The organism is Lysobacter antibioticus (assembly GCF_001442535.1).
GTDB lineage: Bacteria > Pseudomonadota > Gammaproteobacteria > Xanthomonadales > Xanthomonadaceae > Lysobacter > Lysobacter antibioticus.
The window spans coordinates 963,056-984,109 of record NZ_CP013141.1 but is presented as its reverse complement, the minus strand read 5'-3'; the positions used below and the strand labels follow the sequence as shown (position 1 = coordinate 984,109).

19 protein-coding genes are annotated in these 21,054 nt (G+C 68.2%); 8 read left to right on the top strand and 11 right to left on the bottom strand.

Going from position 1 to position 21,054, the window contains the following annotated elements; all coding sequences use genetic code 11:
- Positions 1-23: 23 nt before the first annotated feature.
- The 4 genes from GLA29479_RS04140 to GLA29479_RS04125 form a co-directional block, all read right to left on the bottom strand.
- The gene (locus tag GLA29479_RS04140; protein ID WP_169795612.1) at positions 24-1,079 is read right to left on the bottom strand and encodes an SRPBCC family protein; all 1,056 of its coding nucleotides are present in this window, start codon (positions 1,077-1,079) and stop codon (positions 24-26) included.
- A complete protein-coding gene (locus GLA29479_RS04135) occupies positions 1,076-2,062 on the bottom strand; it encodes an acyl-CoA desaturase (RefSeq protein WP_057918810.1) in 987 nt (328 codons plus the stop codon). Before GLA29479_RS04135 ends, GLA29479_RS04140 begins: the two co-directional genes overlap by 4 nt.
- A 297-nt stretch (positions 2,063-2,359) precedes the next feature.
- Entirely contained in the window at positions 2,360-2,854 is a 495-nt protein-coding gene (locus GLA29479_RS04130; protein WP_057970860.1) for a GreA/GreB family elongation factor, read from the bottom strand.
- Between the two features lie 101 nt (positions 2,855-2,955).
- Entirely contained in the window at positions 2,956-3,525 is a 570-nt protein-coding gene (locus tag GLA29479_RS04125; RefSeq protein ID WP_057918808.1) for a hypothetical protein, read from the bottom strand.
- A 174-nt stretch (positions 3,526-3,699) separates the two neighbouring features.
- Here GLA29479_RS04125 and dbpA point away from each other — a divergent pair, with 174 nt between their 5' ends.
- Positions 3,700-5,118: an ATP-dependent RNA helicase DbpA gene (gene dbpA / locus GLA29479_RS04120; RefSeq protein WP_082638269.1), complete on the top strand. Its 1,419-nt coding sequence runs from the start codon at positions 3,700-3,702 to the stop codon at positions 5,116-5,118.
- A gap of 110 nt (positions 5,119-5,228) precedes the next feature.
- Here the strand turns inward: dbpA and GLA29479_RS04115 are convergent, their stop codons facing one another.
- Together GLA29479_RS04115 and GLA29479_RS04110 are read right to left on the bottom strand one after the other, a co-directional pair.
- A complete protein-coding gene (locus tag GLA29479_RS04115; RefSeq protein WP_057970859.1) occupies positions 5,229-5,624 on the bottom strand; it encodes a DoxX family protein in 396 nt (131 codons plus the stop codon).
- Between the two features lie 160 nt (positions 5,625-5,784).
- Positions 5,785-6,984, bottom strand: a complete 1,200-nt coding sequence (locus GLA29479_RS04110; RefSeq protein ID WP_057970858.1) for a glycoside hydrolase family 64 protein — start codon at positions 6,982-6,984, stop codon at positions 5,785-5,787.
- Positions 6,985-7,332: 348 nt separating this feature from the next.
- On the opposite strand from GLA29479_RS04110, the gene GLA29479_RS04105 reads away from it, so the two are divergent.
- The 3 genes from GLA29479_RS04105 to GLA29479_RS04095 all read left to right on the top strand — a co-directional run bounded on the left by GLA29479_RS04105 (position 7,333) and on the right by GLA29479_RS04095 (position 12,105).
- Complete coding sequence (locus GLA29479_RS04105; RefSeq protein WP_248842795.1) at positions 7,333-8,751, top strand: M1 family metallopeptidase; 1,419 nt, start codon at positions 7,333-7,335, stop codon at positions 8,749-8,751.
- A 458-nt stretch (positions 8,752-9,209) separates the two neighbouring features.
- A complete protein-coding gene (locus GLA29479_RS04100) occupies positions 9,210-11,654 on the top strand; it encodes a TonB-dependent receptor plug domain-containing protein (RefSeq protein ID WP_057970857.1) in 2,445 nt (814 codons plus the stop codon).
- Between the two features lie 31 nt (positions 11,655-11,685).
- Entirely contained in the window at positions 11,686-12,105 is a 420-nt protein-coding gene (locus tag GLA29479_RS04095; protein ID WP_057918804.1) for a TfoX/Sxy family protein, read from the top strand.
- 663 nt (positions 12,106-12,768) lie between these two features.
- Here the strand turns inward: GLA29479_RS04095 and GLA29479_RS04090 are convergent.
- Positions 12,769-13,653 (bottom strand): LysR substrate-binding domain-containing protein, encoded by an 885-nt coding sequence (locus GLA29479_RS04090; RefSeq protein ID WP_057970856.1) that lies wholly within the window; start codon positions 13,651-13,653, stop codon positions 12,769-12,771.
- Positions 13,654-13,790: 137 nt separating this feature from the next.
- Between GLA29479_RS04090 and GLA29479_RS04085 the strand changes: the two genes are divergently transcribed.
- The 3 genes from GLA29479_RS04085 to GLA29479_RS04075 all read left to right on the top strand — a co-directional run bounded on the left by GLA29479_RS04085 (position 13,791) and on the right by GLA29479_RS04075 (position 16,465).
- Positions 13,791-14,087: a cupin domain-containing protein gene (locus tag GLA29479_RS04085; RefSeq protein WP_057918802.1), complete on the top strand. Its 297-nt coding sequence runs from the start codon at positions 13,791-13,793 to the stop codon at positions 14,085-14,087.
- A 271-nt stretch (positions 14,088-14,358) separates the two neighbouring features.
- Entirely contained in the window at positions 14,359-15,291 is a 933-nt protein-coding gene (locus tag GLA29479_RS04080) for a DMT family transporter (RefSeq protein WP_082638268.1), read from the top strand.
- Positions 15,292-15,553: 262 nt separating this feature from the next.
- The gene (locus GLA29479_RS04075; protein ID WP_237051674.1) at positions 15,554-16,465 is read left to right on the top strand and encodes a cyclase family protein; all 912 of its coding nucleotides are present in this window, start codon (positions 15,554-15,556) and stop codon (positions 16,463-16,465) included.
- Between the two features lie 75 nt (positions 16,466-16,540).
- Here GLA29479_RS04075 and GLA29479_RS04070 read toward each other — a convergent pair whose 3' ends face one another.
- Positions 16,541-17,413 carry a LysR family transcriptional regulator gene (locus tag GLA29479_RS04070; protein ID WP_211265031.1) on the bottom strand — a complete coding sequence of 291 codons (873 nt, stop codon included), beginning with the start codon at positions 17,411-17,413 and terminating at the stop codon, positions 16,541-16,543.
- A 119-nt stretch (positions 17,414-17,532) separates the two neighbouring features.
- On the opposite strand from GLA29479_RS04070, the gene GLA29479_RS04065 reads away from it, so the two are divergent.
- Entirely contained in the window at positions 17,533-18,189 is a 657-nt protein-coding gene (locus GLA29479_RS04065; RefSeq protein WP_057970854.1) for an NAD(P)-dependent oxidoreductase, read from the top strand.
- A gap of 153 nt (positions 18,190-18,342) precedes the next feature.
- Here the strand turns inward: GLA29479_RS04065 and GLA29479_RS04060 are convergent, their stop codons facing one another.
- The 3 genes from GLA29479_RS04060 to GLA29479_RS04050 form a co-directional block, all read right to left on the bottom strand.
- Positions 18,343-19,329, bottom strand: a complete 987-nt coding sequence (locus GLA29479_RS04060; RefSeq protein WP_057970853.1) for an aldo/keto reductase — start codon at positions 19,327-19,329, stop codon at positions 18,343-18,345.
- Positions 19,330-19,627: 298 nt separating this feature from the next.
- Positions 19,628-20,524, bottom strand: coding sequence for a DUF72 domain-containing protein (locus GLA29479_RS04055; protein WP_082638267.1), 897 nt, complete (start codon positions 20,522-20,524; stop codon positions 19,628-19,630).
- Positions 20,521-20,940, bottom strand: a complete 420-nt coding sequence (locus GLA29479_RS04050) for a VOC family protein (protein ID WP_057918798.1) — start codon at positions 20,938-20,940, stop codon at positions 20,521-20,523. The genes GLA29479_RS04055 and GLA29479_RS04050 overlap by 4 nt, the downstream gene beginning before the upstream one ends.
- Between the last annotated feature and the right edge of the window lie 114 nt (positions 20,941-21,054).

Genomic DNA, 21,054 nt, shown 5'->3' with positions numbered 1-21,054 from the left:
GCGTTTTTTATTCGGCTGGCCCTTCACGCCGCCGGCCGCGCCTGCGCGCGCTGCCGGTAGAAGTCGAGGATGACCTCGCTGAAATCGCCGATCAGCCAATCGGCCAGCGGCGCGGCATACCAGTTGAAGCCGGTGCTGACCCGGTAGTCCATGCGGATCGTCAGCAAGGTGGCCTCGCCGCGCGGGGTCAGGGTGTAGGTGGTATCGCGCAGATCGAAGTAATCCCCGCCGATGCGCACGTGATCGTCGAGCGCGCCGGCCGGCACCGAATCTTCCTCGAACAGGTACTGCCAGCGCACGTAACGCTGCGGTTGCCAGTCGCTGGACATCTGGCGGAAGTGGATGCCCTTGCCCATGCGCACCTCGCGCACCAGGCCGCGCTCGCTGCGATGGGTGACGCCGGCGAGCGGGGTCGGCACGCCGATCCGGTACATCCAGGCGCGATCGACTTCGGCCGCCTGGATATGGTCGGCGTCGAGCAGGTGCTTCCAGACTTCGGCCGGCGTCGCCTGGATCAGCGTGCTGCGTTCGACGTGCTCGAAGCGTTGCGGCGTCTCGTTGCCGACGCCGAACGCGGCCAACACCACCGGCAGGGCGACGAAGCTGTAGACCGTCGGGGTGCTGGAGCGCATGTTGAGGCGGCAGATCGCTCCCATCACCACGCCGCCCAGCCCACCCATGGCCGCGAACAAGGGCAGGGCCATCAGCACGCAAATCAGCCCCTCCAGCATCATGAGCATGGTGCCGAGCACGCACAGCGACACGCTGAGCACCGGCATGAAGAAGTGATACCCGATGCCGCGCGGTTTGATCCTCTCGGCCAGGTACACGGTGACCGCGCCGATAGCGAACGGCGCAAGCACGACGAACACCCACAGCATGGTCGCGAAAGCGCTGCCGGGCTGGCCATTGAAGGCCAGGCGCAGCAGCAGTCCGATCAGGGCGCCGCCCAGTATCGGCGCGATGCCGGCCAGGACGGCGAGGCCCGGACTCAGGCGCCGCGCCGGCGGTGCAGCCGCAGGTGTGGGCAGCGGTGGCGGGGTCGGCAGCGGCGGCGGTTCGGGCGGTTCGGTGCTCATGGGACGGTCCGGGTGAGTCGAGTGGGCGCGGCGTCGGCGAACGCTGCCGCGGAGGTCGGTTCGAGGCGATGCAGTTCCTCGCGCGGCGGCAGGTCCTGCGGCAGGCGCAGGCGCCAGACCAGGCCGATGCGCTCGCAGGCGCGCAGCAACCACCAGCCCGGGTCCCATTCGCCGGCATACAGGCCGAGCCGGGCCGAGCCGGGAAACGCATGGTGATTGTTGTGCCAGCACTCGCCCATGGTCAGCAGCGACATGAAGCGCACGTTGCGCCCCTGCACCGCGGCGCCGCGCACTTCGTGGTGCATGCCGCCGTGGTTGTGGGCGAAGTAACCGACCAGCCAGTGGCCGAACACGCCGGCGGCGACGCGCGCGCAGACGCCCCAGAACACCCAGCCCCAGCCGCCGATCGCGAAGAAGGCCAGCGCCCACGGCAGGTGCTGCCACATCCAGGTGCGCTGCAGGAAACGGTAGTAGCGATCGTCGGCGATGCGCGCCTCGACCTCGATGCGCGGCGGCGCGCTCAGGCGCAGCTCGCAGTGCAACTGCCACCAGGCGTCGATGGCGAAGGGCTGGCGATGGGCGAGATAGTCGTGGCAGTCGGGCAGGCGCTGAGCGTAGTCGCGCAGGTCGTGGCTGCGCACCAGGCCGATCGGCCCGGCCAGGCCGACCTGCACGCCGCAATACACCAGCAGGTATTCCAGCCACTTCGGGCAGCCGAAACTGTCGTGGATCAGCTTGCGGTGCATGCCGAGCGAATGGCCGAGCAAGAGCACGGTCGCGGTGGAGACCACGAACAGAGCGAATGCCGACCAGGTGAAGGTGGCGACGCCGCCGACCACCGCGCCCAGCGCCATCGTGGTGAACCACAGCGAGCGCACCGGCTCCCAGATCACCCGGCCGTCGCTGACGCTGCGGATCGAGTCGAGTCGGTCGGCCTGCGACTGGACGCGATGCGATCTCAGGCTGTCGGGCAATGCGTTCATGACCTCTCCCTGGTGGAACGTGGCGAACAGTGACATGCCGGGCGCCGCCGGAACTTGCGAGCGGTCGCCGCTGCGGTATGTACAGCGTCGCTGCAGGTATTCAGCAATTAACTAATTTGCTAAATGATTCTTCCGCCATCGGACAGCGTCAAGCCCTTGCCGACGAGCGGTCGGGGAAGAGCGGCAGGGATGCGTGGGCACGCGAAGGCGTGCCCTTGTCGCCGCGCGATGCCGGCGACGCGGCGCCGACGGCCTGCATCGGGGCTGCTTTGCCGATGCGGATGACGCGCCCGCGGCTCAACCGTAATCGATCGCCAGCACTTCGATCGCGAGATCGCCGGCCGGTCGTTTCCAGACCACGCTGTCGCCGACACGCGCGCCGTGCAGGGCGCGCGCGAGCGGCGACACCCAGCTGATCAGGCCGAGTTCCGGGTCGGCTTCGTCTTCGCCGACGATGCGGTAGCGGTATTCGCAGCCGTCGTCGTCGACCACTTCGACCCGCGCGCCGAAGGCGATCAGCTCGGACGGCTGGCGCTCGGGCGCGATGGTGATCGCGCCGAGGATGCGCGCCTGCAGCCAGCGCAGTTCGCGTTCGATGTAGGCGGCTTCGAGCCTGGCCCCGACCGCGTTCGCGTCGATCTCGCCCAGGCGCCGTCCGGCATCGTCCAGGCGCGTGCGCAGCAAGGCCATACCGCGCGGCGTGACGTAGTTGGGATGCTCGCTGATCGGCAGTTCGGGCAGATCGCCGGCGTTTTCGTCGCCGTCGCCTTCTTTCACGAAAGCTCGGCTCATGGAGGCGTGCAAGGCGGAATCATGCGGCCAGCCTAGGCGGCGATGCGTTGCCGCCGGGTGAGCGCGAGCAGCGGCTGCGCCGTATGGCGCGGCACTCGCGCTTATTGGACGAAGTCGAACAGGCGATAGATCCACGACACCTGGTAGATCAGGCTGGCGGCGACGAAGACGCGATGGAAGGTTTCCGAGCGGGTGCGGATGGCGATCAGGCACAGCAGCACGTAGCTCAGATTGCGCAGCGGGTATTCGATGCCGAAGCTGTCGAAATAGGCGCGGCCCTTGATCAGGGTGTCGCCGAAATCGATCAGGTAGGACACCGCCATGATCCCGAAGAACCATTTGCGCCGCGACTGGAAGTACTCCCGCCAACTGCCGTAGTCGCCGATGTCGTCGGGAAACAGCAGGGTGCACAACAGGTACAGCACCACCACGTACAGGATCAGGAAGGCGTAGGCGACGAAGCTCCACTGCACGTGGTGGACCAGGCGGAATTCCCACCACCAGAAATGCGCGAGCAGGGTGAACATCGAGATCGCCCAGGCGATATGGACGCCATAGACGCGGTCGCGGCCGGGGTGCTGGACGAAGCGCGCCAGGCCCTTGAGCAGGGTGGTGATGGCCAGGCCCAGCACGATGCCGAGCAGGACGCGGATATGCAGGAACTGCTCCATGACGGGTCTCCGCTCAGGCTCGGGTCGGCGTGCCCGGGTAAGGGCGCTCGGGCCGGCAGTCTGGCGCCGCCGGCGACCGCAGCAGCATAGGCCGGACCGCCCCGATCCGGTGCGGCGACGGCGGCAAACCGTGCGGCCGAGCCCAAGCTCGGCCCGAAGCTGCGATCATGGCGCATGAACGATTCCATCTCGCCCACCGCGGCCCCGGCCGCTGCCGCCTCCTTGGCCTTCGACACCCTCCCGCTCGCACCGGCCCTGTTGCAGGGCGTGGCCGCGCTGGGCTACACCGCGATGACGCCGATCCAGGCGCGCGCACTGCCGGCGATTCTCGACGGCCGCGACCTGATCGCGCAGGCGCCGACCGGCAGCGGCAAGACCGCCGCGTTCGGCCTGGGCCTGCTGCACCGGCTCGACCCGAGCGCGATCAAGACCCAGGCGCTGGTGCTGTGCCCGACCCGCGAACTCGCCGACCAGGTCGGCCAGCAACTGCGCAAGCTCGCCTTCGCGATCCCGAACCTGAAAGTGTCGGTGCTGTGCGGCGGCATGGCGCTCGGGCCGCAACTGGCCTCGCTCGAACATGCGCCGCACGTCGTGGTCGGCACGCCCGGCCGTCTGCAGGAACTGCTGCGCAAGAAGGCGCTGAAGCTCGACGGCGTGCGCACCCTGGTGTTCGACGAAGCCGACCGCATGCTCGACATGGGCTTCGAGGAGCCGATGCGCGAGATCGTCGCCAAGACCCCGAAGACGCGCCAGAGCCTGTTGTTCTCGGCGACCTTCCCCGAGGCGATCCGCGACCTCGCCCGCGGCGCGATGCGCGAGCCGGCCGAGGTCACGGTCGAGGGCGAGGCCTCGGCGCTGCAGATCGAACAGTATTTCTACGAAGTCGAGGCGGCCAAGAAGACCCCGCTGCTGGCTACGCTGCTGCTCGAGTACCGCCCCGATTCCTGCGTGGTGTTCTGCAATATGCGCAAGGACACCGAGGAAGTCGTGGGCTCGCTGAGCCATTACGGTTTCACCGCGTTGGCCCTGCACGGCGAGATGGAACAGCGCGACCGCGACGAGGTGCTGGTGCGTTTCGCCAACCGCAGCTGCAACGTGCTGGTCGCCAGCGACGTGGCCGCGCGCGGCCTCGACGTCGAGGAACTCGCCGCGGTGGTGAACTACGACCTGCCGACCGACCCGGACGTGTACGTGCACCGCATCGGCCGCACCGGCCGCGCCGGACGCGGCGGCATCGCCCTGAGCCTGTGCGGGCCGCGCGAGACCGGCCGTGCCGAGCAGATCCAGGAACGCCAGGGCGCGCCGCTGGCCTGGCGCCGCGCCGTGCCGCTGGCCGGCAAGGCCAAGAACGCACCGGTCGCTCCGATGGAAACCTTGCGCATCGACGCCGGCAAGACCGACAAGCTGCGGCCCGGCGACATCCTCGGCGCCCTGACCGGCGACGCCGGGCTCAAGGCCGATGCGATCGGCAAGATCAACGTTTACGCGACGCGCTCGTACGTGGCGGTGGCGCGCGCGCAGGCCGGCGCCGCGCTCGCGCGCTTGCGCGAGGGCAAGATCAAGGGCCGCAAATTCAGGGTCAACCGGATTTGAATGCCTGATCGTTATGAGCGGGTCGCGATGATCCGACCCGCCGTGTGAGGCGCCAGCCGCTGCGGCGGCTGGCGTCGGCGATGCCGCGCCGGCTCTTTACCGTTGCGTCCCTACTTGCCGTTGAGGCTGTACTTGCCCGGGCCGAACAAGGCCAGCGCGACCGCGCTGGCCAGGAACATCGCCTGCAGTTCCAGCGCCCAACCGCCTTGCTCGTTGAGCTGGCCGATCTGGCCCAAATGCACCAGGCCCAGCGCGACCAACATATTGGCGGCGATCAGGGCCGCGCCGATGCGCGCGTGATAGCCGACGATCACCAACACCGGCGCAAGCACTTCGCCGATCAGCACGCCGTAGCCGAGGAAACCCGGCAAGCCCTGCGATTCGACCAGGCCGACGATGCCGGCAGTGCCGCTGCGCAGCTTGGCGATGCCGTGCAAAAGGATCAGCACGCCTAGCGCGAGGCGAAGAATCAGCTTGCCCAGGTCCTGCTGCTTGTCGGCGTTCATGGCGTCTCCGATGCGGGCCGCCGCGATGGCGGGTCGCCCGCATCATAGGCCAGGCCCGGACAGGGCTTGCTGCGCTGCGGCAGGGCAGCCGGCCGTGCGTTGCGAGCGCACGACCGGCCGGTCCGCCACGGCGAAGGCGCTAATCGTCGCGGCAGCTTGGTCAGCGCAGGGCGCGCAGGGTCACCGTCAAGGTGTCCGGGTCGCCCGAACGCGCTGCCCCGCTGAAGTCCTGGCCGCCGCTCGGCGAGACGTCGTCGTAGGGGAAGGCGTAGCCGCGATTGTCCGGCAGGCGCTCGTGGACCAGCCGCGCATAGTGGTTGGTCTGGGTGTTGCGGTAGAAGCGGCTGGCGACTTCGCCGTTGGGCTGGTCGGCGTTGTCGAGCAGGGTGGTGCGGTTCAAGGCCGCAGCCAGGCGCGGAATGATCGCCTTGCGCACCTCGCTGGCGCCGGCGAGGCTGAAGGGACCGCTGTCGCAGCTCAGCACGTCGGCGGTGCTGGGCCGGGCGAAGGTTTCGCCGTTGTTGAAACGCAGCAGGCCGTCGCCGCCGACGCGCGCGGTCAGGCGGCCGAAGCCGGACTGGGTATCGACGGTCAGGGTGGTCGAGGCGTACTTGCTCCAGACCGCGTTGATATAGCCGCTCAGATAGTTCTGGAAGCGGCCGGCCTGGTAGTGCGCGCTCATCGCACGCAGATTGAGGCCGTTGCTGCCGCGCTGGATCAGCGAGTCCCAGGCCGAGCCCTCGCGGCTGGCCTGTTGTTGCAGCGCGTAGCAGATCGGGTCGAGCGAACCGGCGGGCAGGCCGGGGATGGTTTCGACCCGGCCCGACAGCGAGCGCAGCGACAGCCCCAGGGGCGCGGCGACGAAATCGACGTAGCTGATGTTGGAGAACAGCTCGTACTCGTTGAAGGTGAATTCGGCGAAGGTCCAGTTCTTGTTGAAGTTCGGATCGCTGGTGTTGAGGAAGCTGGGGTGGACGATGGCCGGTCCCGGATTGACGAAGAAATTGAGTTTGCTGCCGGTGACCACGTAGATGCGCGCGCCGTACATGCGCGGCACCGAAACCCGCGTCGACGAGCCGTGGCCGCCGAGCGCGATCGCGCAATCCTGGCCCAGCGGCGTCACCGGCGACGAGGGCGAGGGCGGGTAATAGCTGCCGCCGTCGGCGCGCACGAACAAGGGGCGCCCGCCCGACAGACCGACCACATAGGCATAGGCGGTGTTCTGCCCCGAGGCATTGACTAGGTTGAGGGTGAAGCGCTGCGGTGCGGCCGCGGCGGCCTCGCGAGAGGCGAAGGGCGCGACGACGCCGGCCGCCATCGCGGCGGCGGAGGCGCTGAGGAAAGTACGGCGAGTGACCATCTGGAGGGCTCCTGACAGGGGCAAGCCTTCGGCGTCCCGTGCCCAGGCGGGCCCAGGCGGCGCAATGCCGCGGGAAAGCGCGGGCTTGGCGTGGGTGGGCGTGACCGCCCGCGACGCGATCGCCCGCGCGCCTGCGCTCACGGTACGCACCTTGGCCGCGAATGACAGCGCTGTCAGTGATCGGGGGCGCAAATCCAACGCTATCCCTAACCGCAGACAAACCATGAACGGCCGATGGGTTCAGCGCAGCGTCCGCATCGGCGATGATCGACGCCCGATCCTTTGGGTCGGCCCGAGCGGACACGAATCGCAGGACCGCGATCGGCAGGGGAAGGGATGGAGCAAGCGATGCGCGATGCAGTAAACCAGGTCGGCCAATCCCGTGCGCGCAGCCGCTTGTTGCGGCGCACGATCGCGGCCGGCGTCCTCGTCTGTACCGCCTTCGCCGCTCTCGCCGCTGCGAGCAAGGCCCCCGGCGAAGTCGCGCGCGCCGGCGCCGACATCGACGTGCTGCACTACACCGCGCGCATCGAGCCGGATCTGGCGGCCAAGAGCTTGCGCGGCCATGTCGCGATCCGCTTCATCGTCCGCACCCAGGGCGCGCAACGTTTCGATTTCGACGCCGGCGAGCTCGACATCGTCGCGGTCAGCGAAGACAAGAAGCCGCTGAGTTTCGACAAGCTCGACAAGCGCGTGAGCGTGCGCCTGGCGGCGCCGGCCGCGGCCGGTTCGCGCCATGAGATCGAAATCGTTTATCGCGGCGCGCCGCGTTTCGGCCTGGAATTCCATCCCGAGCGCAACGAGCTGTACACCGTGTTCTCGACCAGCCAGTGGCTGGTCTGCATCGACGCACCGCAGGAACGGGCCACGCTCGATCTCACCGTCACCTTGCCTGAGGGGCTCAAGGCGGTCGGCAACGGCCGGTTGATGTCGAAGTCGGCGCTCGGCGGCCGCCGCGAGGCCTATCGCTGGCGCCAGGACGCGGCCATGCCGAGCTATGTCTACGGCTTCGCCGCCGGCCGCTACAACGAAGCCGGCGGCACCAGCGAGAACGCCGTGCTGCGTTATCTGTCGAGCGACCTGCAGGCGCCGCAGTTGCGCCGGGTGTTCGCAGACACGCCCGACATGATGCGTTTCTTCGGCCGCCGCGCCGGCATCCGTTACAACGGCACCTATAGCCAGGTGCTGGTCGCCAAGACCATCGGCCAGGAACTCGCCGGCTTGTCGCTGATGTCGGAAGCCTACGGCCGCGAAGTGCTCGACGACCCGAGCGCGCAGGCCTTGATCGCGCACGAAGCCGCGCACCAGTGGTGGGGCAATTACGTCACCTGCCGCGACTGGGGCCATTTCTGGCTCAACGAGGGCTTCGCCAATTTCATGGCCGCGGCCTATCTGCAGCATCGGTTCGGCGACGAGGCCTATCGCAAACAGGTCGATGGCTGGAAGCGGCGCCTGGACAAGCTGCGCGAGACCGGCAAGGACCACGCGCTGATCTACGAGCACTGGAGCAAGCCGAGCGCCGACGATCGCGCCGTGGTGTACCAGAAGGGCGCCTACGTCCTGCACCTGTTGCGCGAGGAACTCGGCGAGCGCGCATTCTGGGGCGGCGTTCGCGCCTACACCCGTGCGCACTACGGGCATTCGGTGGTCACCGCGGATTTCCGCCGTGCCATGGAGCGCGCGAGCGGCCGCGACCTGGGCGAGTTCTTCGCGCGCTGGGTGGAATCGGCTGAGGTCGTGGCGAAGCCGGCCGCCGGGGCGAAGTGAGCGCGGCACGCAGCCAAGGGTAGGAGCGGCGCAACCAAGGGGTAGGAGCGGCGCGAGCCGCGACCGCGTCGATTCACAAGCCGACGTCGCCGACAAGCAAACCTGCGAATCGGCCGATCCACGGCCCGACGGGGCATCGTCGCCGGTCGAAGTTTCGCGGTCGCGGCTTGCGCCGCTCCTACCCAAGAGCGGCGCAACCAAGGGGTAGGAGCGGCGCGAGCCGCGACCACGAATCCGTCCGATCGCGGCACCGTCCCGATCCGGCCCGGCCGCCTTTTCAACCTCGATCGGCCGACGCCCCGGCCCCTCGCCCCGTCTCCAGGCACCTGTGCCGCGCCATCGATTGCGCGGCCCCGAGCACCGTTTGTTTGCATTTCAGAGTCGCGGACTGTGCACGAACTGGCGTCTTGGCTTTAGGCTAAGGGGATGCCCAGCCCGCCCCGCCAAGGATCCTCGCTATGACGCAAGCCAGCCGCCGTCCTCTCCGTCCCCTCTGCCGTGCCCGCCTGTTCAGCGCCGTCCATTGCGCGCTGTGGGTCGCCGGCGGCCTCTTCGCCGGCAGCGCCGCCGCCCAGGAGACCGAGGCCGCACCGGCCCAGGAGAGCGAAGCCCGGACCCTGGAGACGGTGTCGGTGCTCGGTTCGCGCCGCAGCCAGCGCTCCTCCGACACCACCTCGATCTCGCCGGTCGACGTGCTGCCCATGGCCAAGAACACCGAGGAAGGCGCCCAGTTCGACCTCGCCCAGTCGCTGCAATACGCCGCGCCCTCGTTCAACTCGACCCGCCAGAGCGGCGCCGACGGCGCCGACCTGGTCGACTCGGCGGCGCTGCGCGGCCTGGGTTCGGACCAGACCCTGGTCCTGGTCAACGGCAAGCGCCACCACACCACCGCCTTGCTCAACCTGTTCGGCGCGCGCAACCGCGGCAACACGGGCACTGACCTCAACACCATCCCTTTGATGGCCATCGACAGCGTCGAGATCCTGCGCGACGGCGCCGCCGCCCAGTACGGCTCGGACGCCATCGCCGGCGTCATGAACATCTCGCTGAAGAAGCGCAAGGGCTGCGAAGCGGTCGCCGGCTACGGCCAGTATTCCAAGGGCGACGGCGAGAACTGGCTGGCGACCGCGTACTGCGGTTTCGGCCTGGGCAGCGACGGCACCATCGGCATCACCGGCGAATACCAGGACCGCGGCCGCTCCGACCGCTCCGAGCCGGCCGGCAGCCCGCGCATCATCGGCGACTCGAAGATCCGCAACGAGACCATTTTCGTCAACGGCGAGAAGCCCCTCGGCGAAAACCTGACCCTGTACTTCACCGGCGGCGTGCAGAACCGCGATGCCTCCTCAGCGGCGTTCGCGCGCGACGGCCTGGGTTCGGAAGACATCCCCTCGCGCAATTCCGCGGCGATGTACCCGGACGGTTTCGTGCCCTTCATCGACGGCGAGCTCAAGGACCGCTACGGCATCCTCGGCCTGCGCTGGAGCATGGGCGAGTGGAACGCCGACCTGTCCTACACCTACGGCTTCAACGAGCTGCGCTACGACATCAACAACACCCTCAACGCTTCGATCGCCAACCTCGACCTGCTCAACGGCGGCCGCGGCGTCAGCGCCGACAGCTTCGACGCCGGCGGCTTCTCGTTCCAGCAGAAGACGGTCAATTTCGACGTCAGCCGTTTCTACGACCAGGTCTTCAACGGCCTCAACGTTGCCTTCGGCCTGGAGCGTCGCGACGAGCGTTACAAGATCTTCGCCGGCGAGCCAGGGTCATACATCGACGCCGACGGCGTGGGCGAGGGCGGCAACGCCGGCAGCCAGGGCTTCCCGGGCTTCCAGCCGGCCGACGCCGGCGCCCACAAGCGCGACAACTGGGCCGCCTACGTCGACCTCGAAGCCGACTTCACCGACCGCTTCACCGCCGGCGTGGCGGTGCGTTACGAGGACTACAGCGACTTCGGCAAGACCACCACCGGCAAGCTCGCCGCCGGCTTCCGCGCCACCGACACCTTGATGCTGCGCGCCTCGGCCAGCACCGGTTTCCGCGCGCCGTCGCTGCAGCAGAAGTTCTTCTCTTCGACCATCACCGACTTCGTCAACGGCGAGCCGGTCGACGTGGTGATCGCGCCCAACGGCGGCACCATCGCCAACGCCGCCGGCCTGCCGCTGCTGACCAAGGAAGAGTCGCGCAACTACACCCTCGGCCTGACCTGGTCGCCGACCGCCGACACCTCGCTGACCCTCGATGCCTACCGCATCGACATCGACGACCGCATCGTGCTGAGCGGCCGCTTCGACACCACCGACCCGACCATCGGCGGCATCCTCGACGACCTCGGCGTCGGCCAGGCGCAGTTCTTCGTCAATTCGGTCGACACCCGCACCGAAGGCCTGGACTTCACCTTCAACAACGAGCGCCAGCTCGGCGAAGACGTCAAGCTCGGCACCTTCTTCGCCCTCAACCTCAACCGCACCAAGGTCAACGCCATCCACGCGCCGCCGGCGCTGGTGGGCCGCGAAGACGTGCTGTTGTCGGAGCGCGAGCGCTTGTTCATCGAGCAGGGCGCGCCGAAGTCGAAGGCGGTGCTCGGCTTCGACCTGTCGCGCGGCCCCTGGGCCGGCAACGTCAAGGTGATCCACTTCGGCCCGCAGACCCTGGGCACGTTCTCGGGTACCGCCGGCGGCGTGCCGAATGCGCGCTACAAGGCCAAGACCTCGGCCGACCTCAGCGCGACCTATTCGTTCTCCGACAATACGAAGCTGACGGTGGGCGGCGCCAACATCTTCAACGTCAAGCCGACTCGCCAGAACGCCGACGAAACCGACAACGGCCATATCTTCGACAGCGTCCAGTTCGGTCTCAACGGCGCGGCGTATTACGTGCGTCTGTGGCACCGCTTCTGATCGAGGCGAAGGTGGCGATGAAGGCGTTCGCGTGAGCGAGGCCTTCATCGCCCATCTGCGCGACCTGGCGTCCGGCTTCGGCGCCTTGTCGGCGCGCAGCATGTTCGGCGGCCATGGCATTTATCACGACGGCCTGATGATCGCCTTGATCGCCGATGAAGCGGTCTACCTCAAGGTCGACGCGCAGACCGCGCCGCGCTTCCGCGCGGCCGGCTGCGAGCCCTTCGTCTACACGCGCCAGCGCAAACCCATCGAGCTGAGTTTCTGGTCGGTGCCGGAGTCGGCGATGGATTCGCCGCAGGACATGAAACCTTGGTTGACCCTGGCCTACCAGGCCGCCCTGCGCAAAGCCAACGCCGCGCCGCCGAAAAAGGCGAAGGCCAAGAAGGCGGTAGCGAAGAAGGCTGCGGCGAAGAAAGCGCCCCGTCGCAAGCCCGCCGCGCAAGATTGAGCGCAAACCCTCCTCCTGTAGGAGCGACGTGAGTCGCGACTACGGAACGGGTAGGACACCAAGCCCGATGTAATCGATCGAAGCGGCAAGCCCCTCGGCCCTGCGCGCTTTCGCAGCGCTCACCTTACGCGGTCGCGGCTCGCGCCGCTCCTACCCAGGAGCCGCGCAGCAAGGGGGTAGGAGCGACGCGAGTCGCGACAGGGGACGGGTCGAGAACCGATCCCTGCGTGATCGGTCGAGGCGGCAACGTTATCGGCGCATCGTGCTTCCCCAGCCCATCGTTATCGCGGTCGCGGCTCGCGCCGCTCCTACCCAGGAGCCGCGCAGCAAGGGGTAGGAGCGACGCGAGTCGCGACAGGGACGGGTCGAGAACCAATCCCTGCGTGTGATCGGTCGAGGCGGCAACCTTATCGGCGCATCGTGCTTCCCCAGCCCATCGTTATCGCGGTCGCGGCTCGCGCCGCTCCTACCCAGGAGCCGCGCAGCAAGGGGTAGGAGCGACGCGAGTCGCGACAGGGACGGGTCGAGAACCAATCCCTGCGTGTGATCGGTCGAGGCGGCAACGTTATCGGCGCATCGTGCCTTCGCAGCGCATCGATTCGCGGTCGCGACTCACGTCGCTCCTACAAAGGACGCGCGGCTGCGACGCGGCCGGTCGCTCAATCAATCCTTCTTCACCGCCAACAACCAATCGAGAAAGCTCTGCGCCGCCGGGCGCAGGCGGCGGTGGGCGGGGTAGATCGCGTAATAGCCCCAGCGCGCCGGCATCGACGGGCCGGGCAGGCGCACCAGTTGGCCCGAGCGCAGATAGGGCACGGCGATCTGTTCGCGCGCCAGGGCCACGCCGATGCCGTGGGCGGCGGCCATCATGGCGTCGGTGGTGTCGCTGAAGGTGTAGCGCTCTTCGAGCTTGCGGCCGTGCACGTCGGCGGCGCGGAACCAGTCGTGCCAGCCCTGGCGGGCGTGGTCGGCGATCAACGGCAGGTCGGCGATCTGCGCCGGCTCGGTGATCCGCTCGATGCCGGGCATGGTCGGCGAAGCGACCGGGAACAAGGCGTCGTCCATCAGATGATGCGAGGTCAGCCCAGGCCAGTGGCCGCCGCCGTGGCGGATGCCGAGGTCGGGGCCGCCTTCGTCGAATCGCGCCAGCGCGATCTCGGTATCGAGGCTGAGCAGGATTTTCGGGTTCGTGTTGGTGAACTCGCTCAGCCGCGGCAGCAGCCAGGTGTAGGCCAGCGAGTGCAGGGTGGTGATGCGCACCCGGTCGGTCTCCTGGCGGCTGACCCGCAGGCTGCGCAACACGCCGTCCATGTCGGCCAGGGCGGTGCCGGCGGAATCGGCGAGTTGGCGCCCTTGCGGGGTCAGTGCGACGCCGCGCGCGTGGCGCTGGAACAGGCTCACGCCGAGCCGGCTTTCGAGCTTGCGCACGTGATGGCTGACCGCGCTGGCGGTCAGATGCAGCTCTTCGGCGGCGTGGGCGAAATTCTGATGCCGCGCGGCCGCTTCGAAGGCCGCCAGGGCCGGTAACCAATCTGCCCGCAATGCCATGATCAGCCTCAAATCTTATTTGTGCCTGAGCGCCAAAGTATGCGCTTGTCTTGGCTGGCGGGCCAGTCAAAATAGGCGTCAGGGAAGAGCCAGATTGTTGTCACGACCCGCCGCGACCCACCCCCCAGTACCTGCGTATGAGCCTCATCGACCTGCTTGCGACCTCCGCCGAACTGCCCGCCGCCTGGCGCTCGACCGTGGTCGGACGTTTCGGCAGCGCCAACTTCAAGCTGGTGCGCATGGACGCCGGCGCTTACGAGGAAGAGACGCACGATTTCGTCGAGGGCCTGCTGGTGCTGGACGGCGCGATGCGTCTGAGCATCGGCGGTGCGATCGTCGAAGTCGGGGCCGGGCAGCTCTATGTGGTGCCCGCGGGCGTGGCCCACGCGGTCGCGCCGGGCAGCCGCGGCACGCTGGCGATTCTGGACGTCTGAGCGAGCTGCCGGCGGAGCCGGCGCAACACTCGATCCGCTATTGATCGGATCCGTTCTTGATTGGATCCGGATATCCGCAGCCGGGCCGCGTACCGATACTGCGATCGGGCCCTGCGCTCGATGGCGCTTGGCCATGGCGGGCCTTGGTTCTGCGTATCGCGCAACGGCGTCCGTCGCCGCTGCGCCCACCGCGCCGCCGCGAGGCCGGGTGCGGCCGTGTTCCCCCGCAGGCGCCCGCATCGCGCGGCCGCCGTTTTCGAGGACTTAGCGCATGCGTTCCCCCGAACTCGCCGCCAACGTGGCTTGCAACTGCCCCGCATCTCCGGCCGTCGTCGCCGCCGACTCCGAGCGCGCCGCCTGGCGCACGCCGCTCGAGCTGACCGTGCTCGGCGCGATCTGGGGTTCGTCGTTCCTGTTCATGCGCGTGGCGGCCAAGGACTTCGGCGCGCTGCCGCTGGTGGAAATGCGGCTCGGCCTCGGCGCGTTGATCCTGTTGCCGTTCCTGTGGAAGGCGCGCGAATCGTTCAAGGGCGCGATCTGGGCCAAGCTCGCCTTGATCGGCGTGATCAATTCGGCGGTGCCGTTCGTGCTGTTCGCCTGGGCGGCGCAACGCGCGCCGGCCGGCATCGGCGCGATCACCAATTCGATGGCGGTGTTGTTCACCGCGCTGGTCGGGTTCCTGTTCTTCGGCGAGAAGATCGGCATGCAACGCGCGGTTGCCTTGTTCGCCGGTTTCGCCGGCGTGGTGGTGCTGGCCAGCGGCAAGACCGCCGGTGCGAGCATCGGCTGGGCGGTCGCGGCCGGTTGTACCGCCGCCTTCCTGTACGGCATCGGCGCCAACCTGGTGCGCCGCCAACTCACCGGCCTGCCGGCCGCCGCGGTCGCCGCCGCGACCCTCGGCACTTCGGCGCTGTTGACCCTGCCGTTCGCGATCGCGCAGTGGCCGACTCATGCGATCCCGGCCAAGTCCTGGCTGTCGGCGGCCTTGCTCGGCGTGCTCTGCACCGGCATCGCCTTCGTCATGTACTACCGTCTGATCCAGCGCATCGGCGCCGGCCGCGCGGTCGCGGTGACCTACCTGGTGCCGCTGTTCGGCGTGGCCTGGGGCTGGATGCTGCTCGGCGAGCCGTTGACCGGCACGATGCTGATCGCCGCGCTGTTGATCCTCGGCAGCGTCGCGTTGAGTCAAAGGGCGGCTAAGTAAGCGGCGCGGTGCCCGTGCCGCCGGCTGCGTCGGCTGTCTCGGGGCATCGATTCGGCAAGACTCCAGGCCTCGCTTCACGCGTCACCCTGCGCAGTTGCAGGTGCCGGCTCCTTCCGGAACCCCAAACCGTCATCTCCGCCTACGCGGAGGACGCGCAAGAACAGTGCGCCGGCCTGCTGCTCTCAAGCGTGCGCCGATACCGATCGGCGAGATACTCGCAACCGCACAATCCCCATCGCCTCAACCCTTCGCGGAGATTCGCTTGAATTCCATCCAGTATCGCGTCCAGTTCGATTTCGAAATCGAGTTCAGCAACGGTGGCGGCCTGCAGGGCCAGGGGTTTCGCCTCGACATCGACGGCGACGACATCGGCGATGCCGAACTGGTCGACTACATCGTGCGCGACTTGCGCCTGCTGATGGTCGGGCCGGCGCGTATCCTCAACAAGCAGATCCTGGTCGAAGCGCACAAGCGCAAGGCCGGCGGCCTGGAGCACGGCGCGACGCGTTATGTCGACCTCAGCCACACCATCGAGGACGGCCTGGTCACTTATCCGGGCATGCCGGCCGCGCACATCTGCGATTACCTCAGCCGCGAATATTCGCGCGAGATCTACGCCGAGGGCACGCAGTTCCATATCGGCCGCATCGACATGGTCGCCAACACCGGCACCTACATCGACTGCCCCTCGCACCGTTACGAGGACGGCGCCGACCTGTCGCAGATCCGTGCGGAAGACTGCGCCGACCTCGACGCGATCGTGGTGCGTATCGCCCCGTCGGTGAAGAGCATCGACGTCGCCTATTTCCGCGACCTGGAGCTGCGCGGCCGCGCGGTGTTGGTGCACACCGGTTGGGACAGGCACTTCGCCACGCCGGCCTATGCCGATGGCCATCCTTTCCTGACCGAAGACGCGGCGGTGTGGCTGCGCGATTGCGGGGTGAAGCTGGTCGGCATCGATTCGATGAACATCGACGATACGAGCCGCGACGACACCCGCGGCAAGACGCGTCCGGTGCACTCGACCCTGCTCGGCGCCGGCATCCTGATCGTCGAGCACCTGCGCAACCTCGCCGCGCTGCCCGACGAAGGCTTCAGCTTCAGCGCGGTGCCGCCGAAGGTGAAGGGCATGGGCACGTTCCCGGTGCGGGCCTTGGCGAAGATCGTCGGCTAAGGTACCCGGGCGTTCGCTCTCCTTCTCCCGCATGCGGGAGAAGGTGCCCGCAGGATGGATGAGAGCACGCAGCCGCTACTGCTGCGACCCCAGATAGTCCTGCAAGGCCGCGATCGCCATGCGCACCTTGGCCGGCTGCGAATCGCGCTGCGCTGTCACCGCGTAGACGCCGAGCGGTGCCATCGTCCATTCCGGCAGTACATGCACGGCGCGGCCATCGGCCAGCACCGGCGCCGCATCCGGCTCGGGCAGGCGGACGATGCCGAGCCCTTGCAGCATCATCTGCTTGAGGGTCTCGGCGTTGTTGCCGACGATGCGCCCGCCGATCCGCACCCGCCGCGAGGGTTCGCCGTCGCGATGCATCTCCACGTACTCGGGCTGGTTCATCACGCTGAGGATCAGCATCGAGTGGCCGGCGAGTTCCTCCGGCGTGCGCGGCAGGCCGTGGGTCTGCGCATACGCCGGCGAGGCCAGCAGCAGATGCCGCCACTCGGCCATGCGCCGCGCGATCAGGTTGGAGTCGGCGAGCCGGCCGACCCGGATCGCCAGGTCGATGCGTTCGGCGATCAGGTCGATCTGGCGGTCGTCGGCGAAGATCCGCAGCGACAGTTCGGGATAAGCGCGCATCAATGGCGCCAGCGCCGGCGCCAGATGCGCGGCGAAGCCGATCGGCGCGGCGATGCGCAACTCGCCGCGCGGTTCGTCGCGCAGGTCGCCGAGGCGGCCGTCGGCGCTGCGCGCGGCGTGCAGCATCGCCGCGCAGTCCTCGTAATAGGCCTGGCCGATCTCGGTCGTGGTCAGCTTGCGGGTCGAACGGTGCAGCAGAACCACGCCGGTCTCGGTCTCGAGCTGGCGCAACTGCTGGCTGACCGCCGACGGGGTCATGTCGAGTTCGCGGGCGGCCGCGCTCATCGAGCCCAGCTCGACCACCCGGGCGAACAAGGCCATGCGTCTGAGTCGGTCTATCGTGAAGTCTAGCTTCATGGTGATAGCGTCCTGGGCTGGATTATCGCGGGGTCTGTAAGTCAGCAGACTATATCCCGTCCAATCCACTACGGGAGTCCCCCATGAACATCGTCCTGATCGGCGCCACCGGCTACGTCGGCCGCGCCCTGCTCCAAGAAGCCCTGCAGCGCGGCCACCGCGTCACCGCGGTCGCCCGCGACACCTCGTCGCTGCAGGCGCACGACGGCCTGACCGCCAAGCCGGCCAGCATCGACGGTGAAGCGGCGGCTTCCGCGACCGTTGCCGCGCTGGCCCGCGGCCACGATGCGGTGATCGCCTCGTACAACGCCGGCGGCTGGAAGAACCCGAACGTCGGCCGCGACACCGTCGCCGGCTATACCCGGATCGTCGAAGGCCTGAAGCAGGCCGGCGTGCCGCGTCTGCTCGTGGTCGGCGGCGCCGGCAGCCTGGAGATCGCGCCGGGCCAGCAGGTGCTCGACCAGCCCGGCTTTCCGGCCGAGTACCGCGACGGCGCCGAAGCCATGCGCACGGTGCTCGCCACGCTGCGCGAAGAAAGCAGCCTGGACTGGAGTTTCCTGTCGCCGGCCGCGCATTTGGTGCCGGGCGAACGCAGCGGTCGTTACCGCGTCGGCGGCGATCAATTGCTGGTCGACGACAAGGGCGAGAGCAACATCTCGGTGCAGGACTATGCGGTCGCCTTGATCGACGAACTGGAGCAGCCGGCGCATTCGCGCAAGCGCTTCACCGTCGCTTACTGATCATTGCGTGCGATGGAAACGAAGGGCGCGGCAGCGGGGCTGTCGCGCTCTTCGTTCTTGCGGGGTGGTTTCAACTTGTCGTCGCGGCGCGAATAGGTAGTCCCGCGGTCGCGGCTTACGCTGTTCCTACAACGACAAGGCGGCAACAAGCTGTCAACCGATCGCCGCGACCAGGGCCTCGCGTTGTTTCGCATCGAGCACAGGGCCGACGCCTGCCTTGAGGTTGTCGGTCTGGTTCTTCGGCTTGGACGTCGCAGGAATCACCACCGTCACCGCCGCTTCGCTGAGGGCGAACTTGAGGAACAACTGCGCCCAGGAATCGGCGCCGGCCTCGGAGGCCCAGGGCGGCAGCGGTTTGCCTTTGACCTGCGAAAACAAACGCCCGTCCTCGAAGGCGCGGTTGACCATCACCGCGATGCCCAGTTCGCGCGCGAGCGGAAACACCGTGCGTTCGGCCGCGCGCGAGACCGGCGAATAATTGATCTGGACGAAGTCGGGCTTGAACGCGCGCATGTCTTGCGCGAGTTGTGCCTGCGCTGGTTCGCGGTAATGGGTCAGGCCGACCAGGCGTACCTTGCCTTGCTGTTTCAGTTCGCGCGCGAGCGCGAGTTGGGTGCGGGTGTCGCCCAGGTTATGCACTTGCAGCAGATCGATGCGATCGGTGCGCAGGCGGCGCAACGAGGCCTCGAACTGCGCCAGGCCTTCGTCGCGGCCATTGACGCCGGAGAGCTTGGTGGCGAGGAACAGACGCTCGCGCAGCTTGGCTTCGGCGACGAGATCGCCGAGCACGTCCTCGGCGCTGGAGTAGGTCGGCGCGGTGTCGATGACGCTGGCGCCGGCATCGACGAAACGTTTCAGCACCTCGCGCAGGGGCGCACGCGAGGCCGCGTCCGTGCCGACCTCGAAGCTGCCCGAGGTGCCCATGCCGATCACCGGGATGGATTCGCCGGTCGCCGGAATCGTGCGTTTGAGAAGGGTGCCGGAGAACGGTGTTTCGGCCGGTGCCGCTGCCGGGACCTCGGCGGATGGCGTCTGCGTCGGCGCGGGCGGCGATTCGTGGCTGCATGCGGCCAGCGGCGCGAGTGCGAAGCCGCTCGCGGCGAGGGAGACGGTACCGAGGAAATCGCGACGACTGGCCATGGCGGAGACTCGCTGTGGGATCGGTGCGGCAGTACGTGGGTCTGCGGAGGCCTTCGGGGGCGGCCGCGGTATGGCGATTGTGGCACCGAATCGTGGGCGGCGAGAGGGCCGGTTGTCCGTGCGCGATCGATGGCCGTATCGAATCGACGCGATCGGAACGAACGCGGTCGCGACTTGCGTCGCTCCTACCCTTAAAGCCGTGCACCGGGGTAGGAGCGGCGCGAGCCGCGACCGCGATGTGTCGCGCGCCGGCGCGACTTCCCGCAGGCCGGCGTCGCGGCGACAGGGATTCGCTCGCTTAGCGCGCGCCCAGCTTCTCCAATAAACGCATCGCCGCCGCCGGGTTGCGTTCCTTCGCCGCGCTGATGAAATAGACGAAGACTTCGCGCGGCTTGCCACCCTCGAGGGGCGCGGCGACATGCGGTAGTTCGGGACGATCTCGGCCCTGCGCCCAGGCCTGCGCGCGTTGCTTCCAGTCATCGAGCTCGGACTCGGGATAGCCGGTCGCCACGTCGCTGCGCGAACGCATCAGGCGGGCGTAGACGAAATCGCCGGTGACGTCGGCCAGCGACGGGTATTCGTCGGAGTCGGTGAATACCGTGGCGATGCGGTGCTCGCGCGCCAGCCGCACATAGGCCTCGTCGAGGAAGCTCGGATGGCGGACTTCCAGTACGTGCTTGAGCGCGCGGCCGTCGAGCGTGCGCGGCAAGCTGTCGAGGAACGCAGCGAGGTCGTCGCGGTTGAAGACGCGGTTCGGCGTCAGCTGCCACAGGATCGGCCCGAGGCGTTGGCCGAATTCGCTCAAGCCGCCGTCGATGAAGGCCTTCGCGCCGTTGCCGGCCTTGGCCAGGGCGTCGCCCTGGGTGATGCGGCCCGGCGCCTTCAGCGAGAACACGAAATGCTCCGGCGTTTCCGTAGCCCACTTGGCGTAGGTGGCCGGCTTCTGCGCGCTGTAGTAGGTGCCGTTGATCTCGATGCTGCTGAGCTGGCGGCTGGCGAACTCGAGCTCGCGCCGCTGCACCAGCTTTTCGGGATAGAAGTTGTTGCGCCAGGGCACGAAGGTCCAGCCGCCGATGCCGGCGCGGATGCCGTCGACCGGGCCGGGACCGGCGCCGAAATCGCCGGCCGGAGCCGGGGCGGCGGGGGCGGCGAACAGGTCGCCGGGTGCGGAGTCGCTGCTGCGTTTGCGATTCATAGGTTCCACGGGTTGTAGGTGCCGAACCACCACAGTCGGCCTTCGAGGTCGCGGCAGGTGTACGCGCGTCCACCGTAGTCCTGGTCGGCGATCTCGACCACGATCTCGGCGCCGGCCGCGCGCGCCTGCGCATAGTGCTCGTCGGCGTCGCTGACGACCACCGAGCAGGCCTGAGTCTCGCGCCCGCCGATCTCATCGGGTTGGACGATGCGCTGGCCCCATTCGCTGCTGTCGTCGACCGAGCCGAGCATGATCATGCCCGGCCCATAGGTCAGCTGGGCATGGTGCACGGTATCGCCGTCGGCGTAGACGGCGTGTTTCTCGAAACCGAACGCGCGGCACAGCCATTCGATCGCGGCGGGTGCGTTGCGGTAACGCAGGGACGGGATGATGGTACTGCCGACGATCGAGTCCATGAGGCGCTCCGTTGGTGTATTGGCGGCGCGGGCCGGGTAGGCGGCGAGGGGTGTCGGGAGTCAGGGCGACGAGCATAGCGCGGCGGCGTTATCCTCGCGTCTTCATGGGCGCCG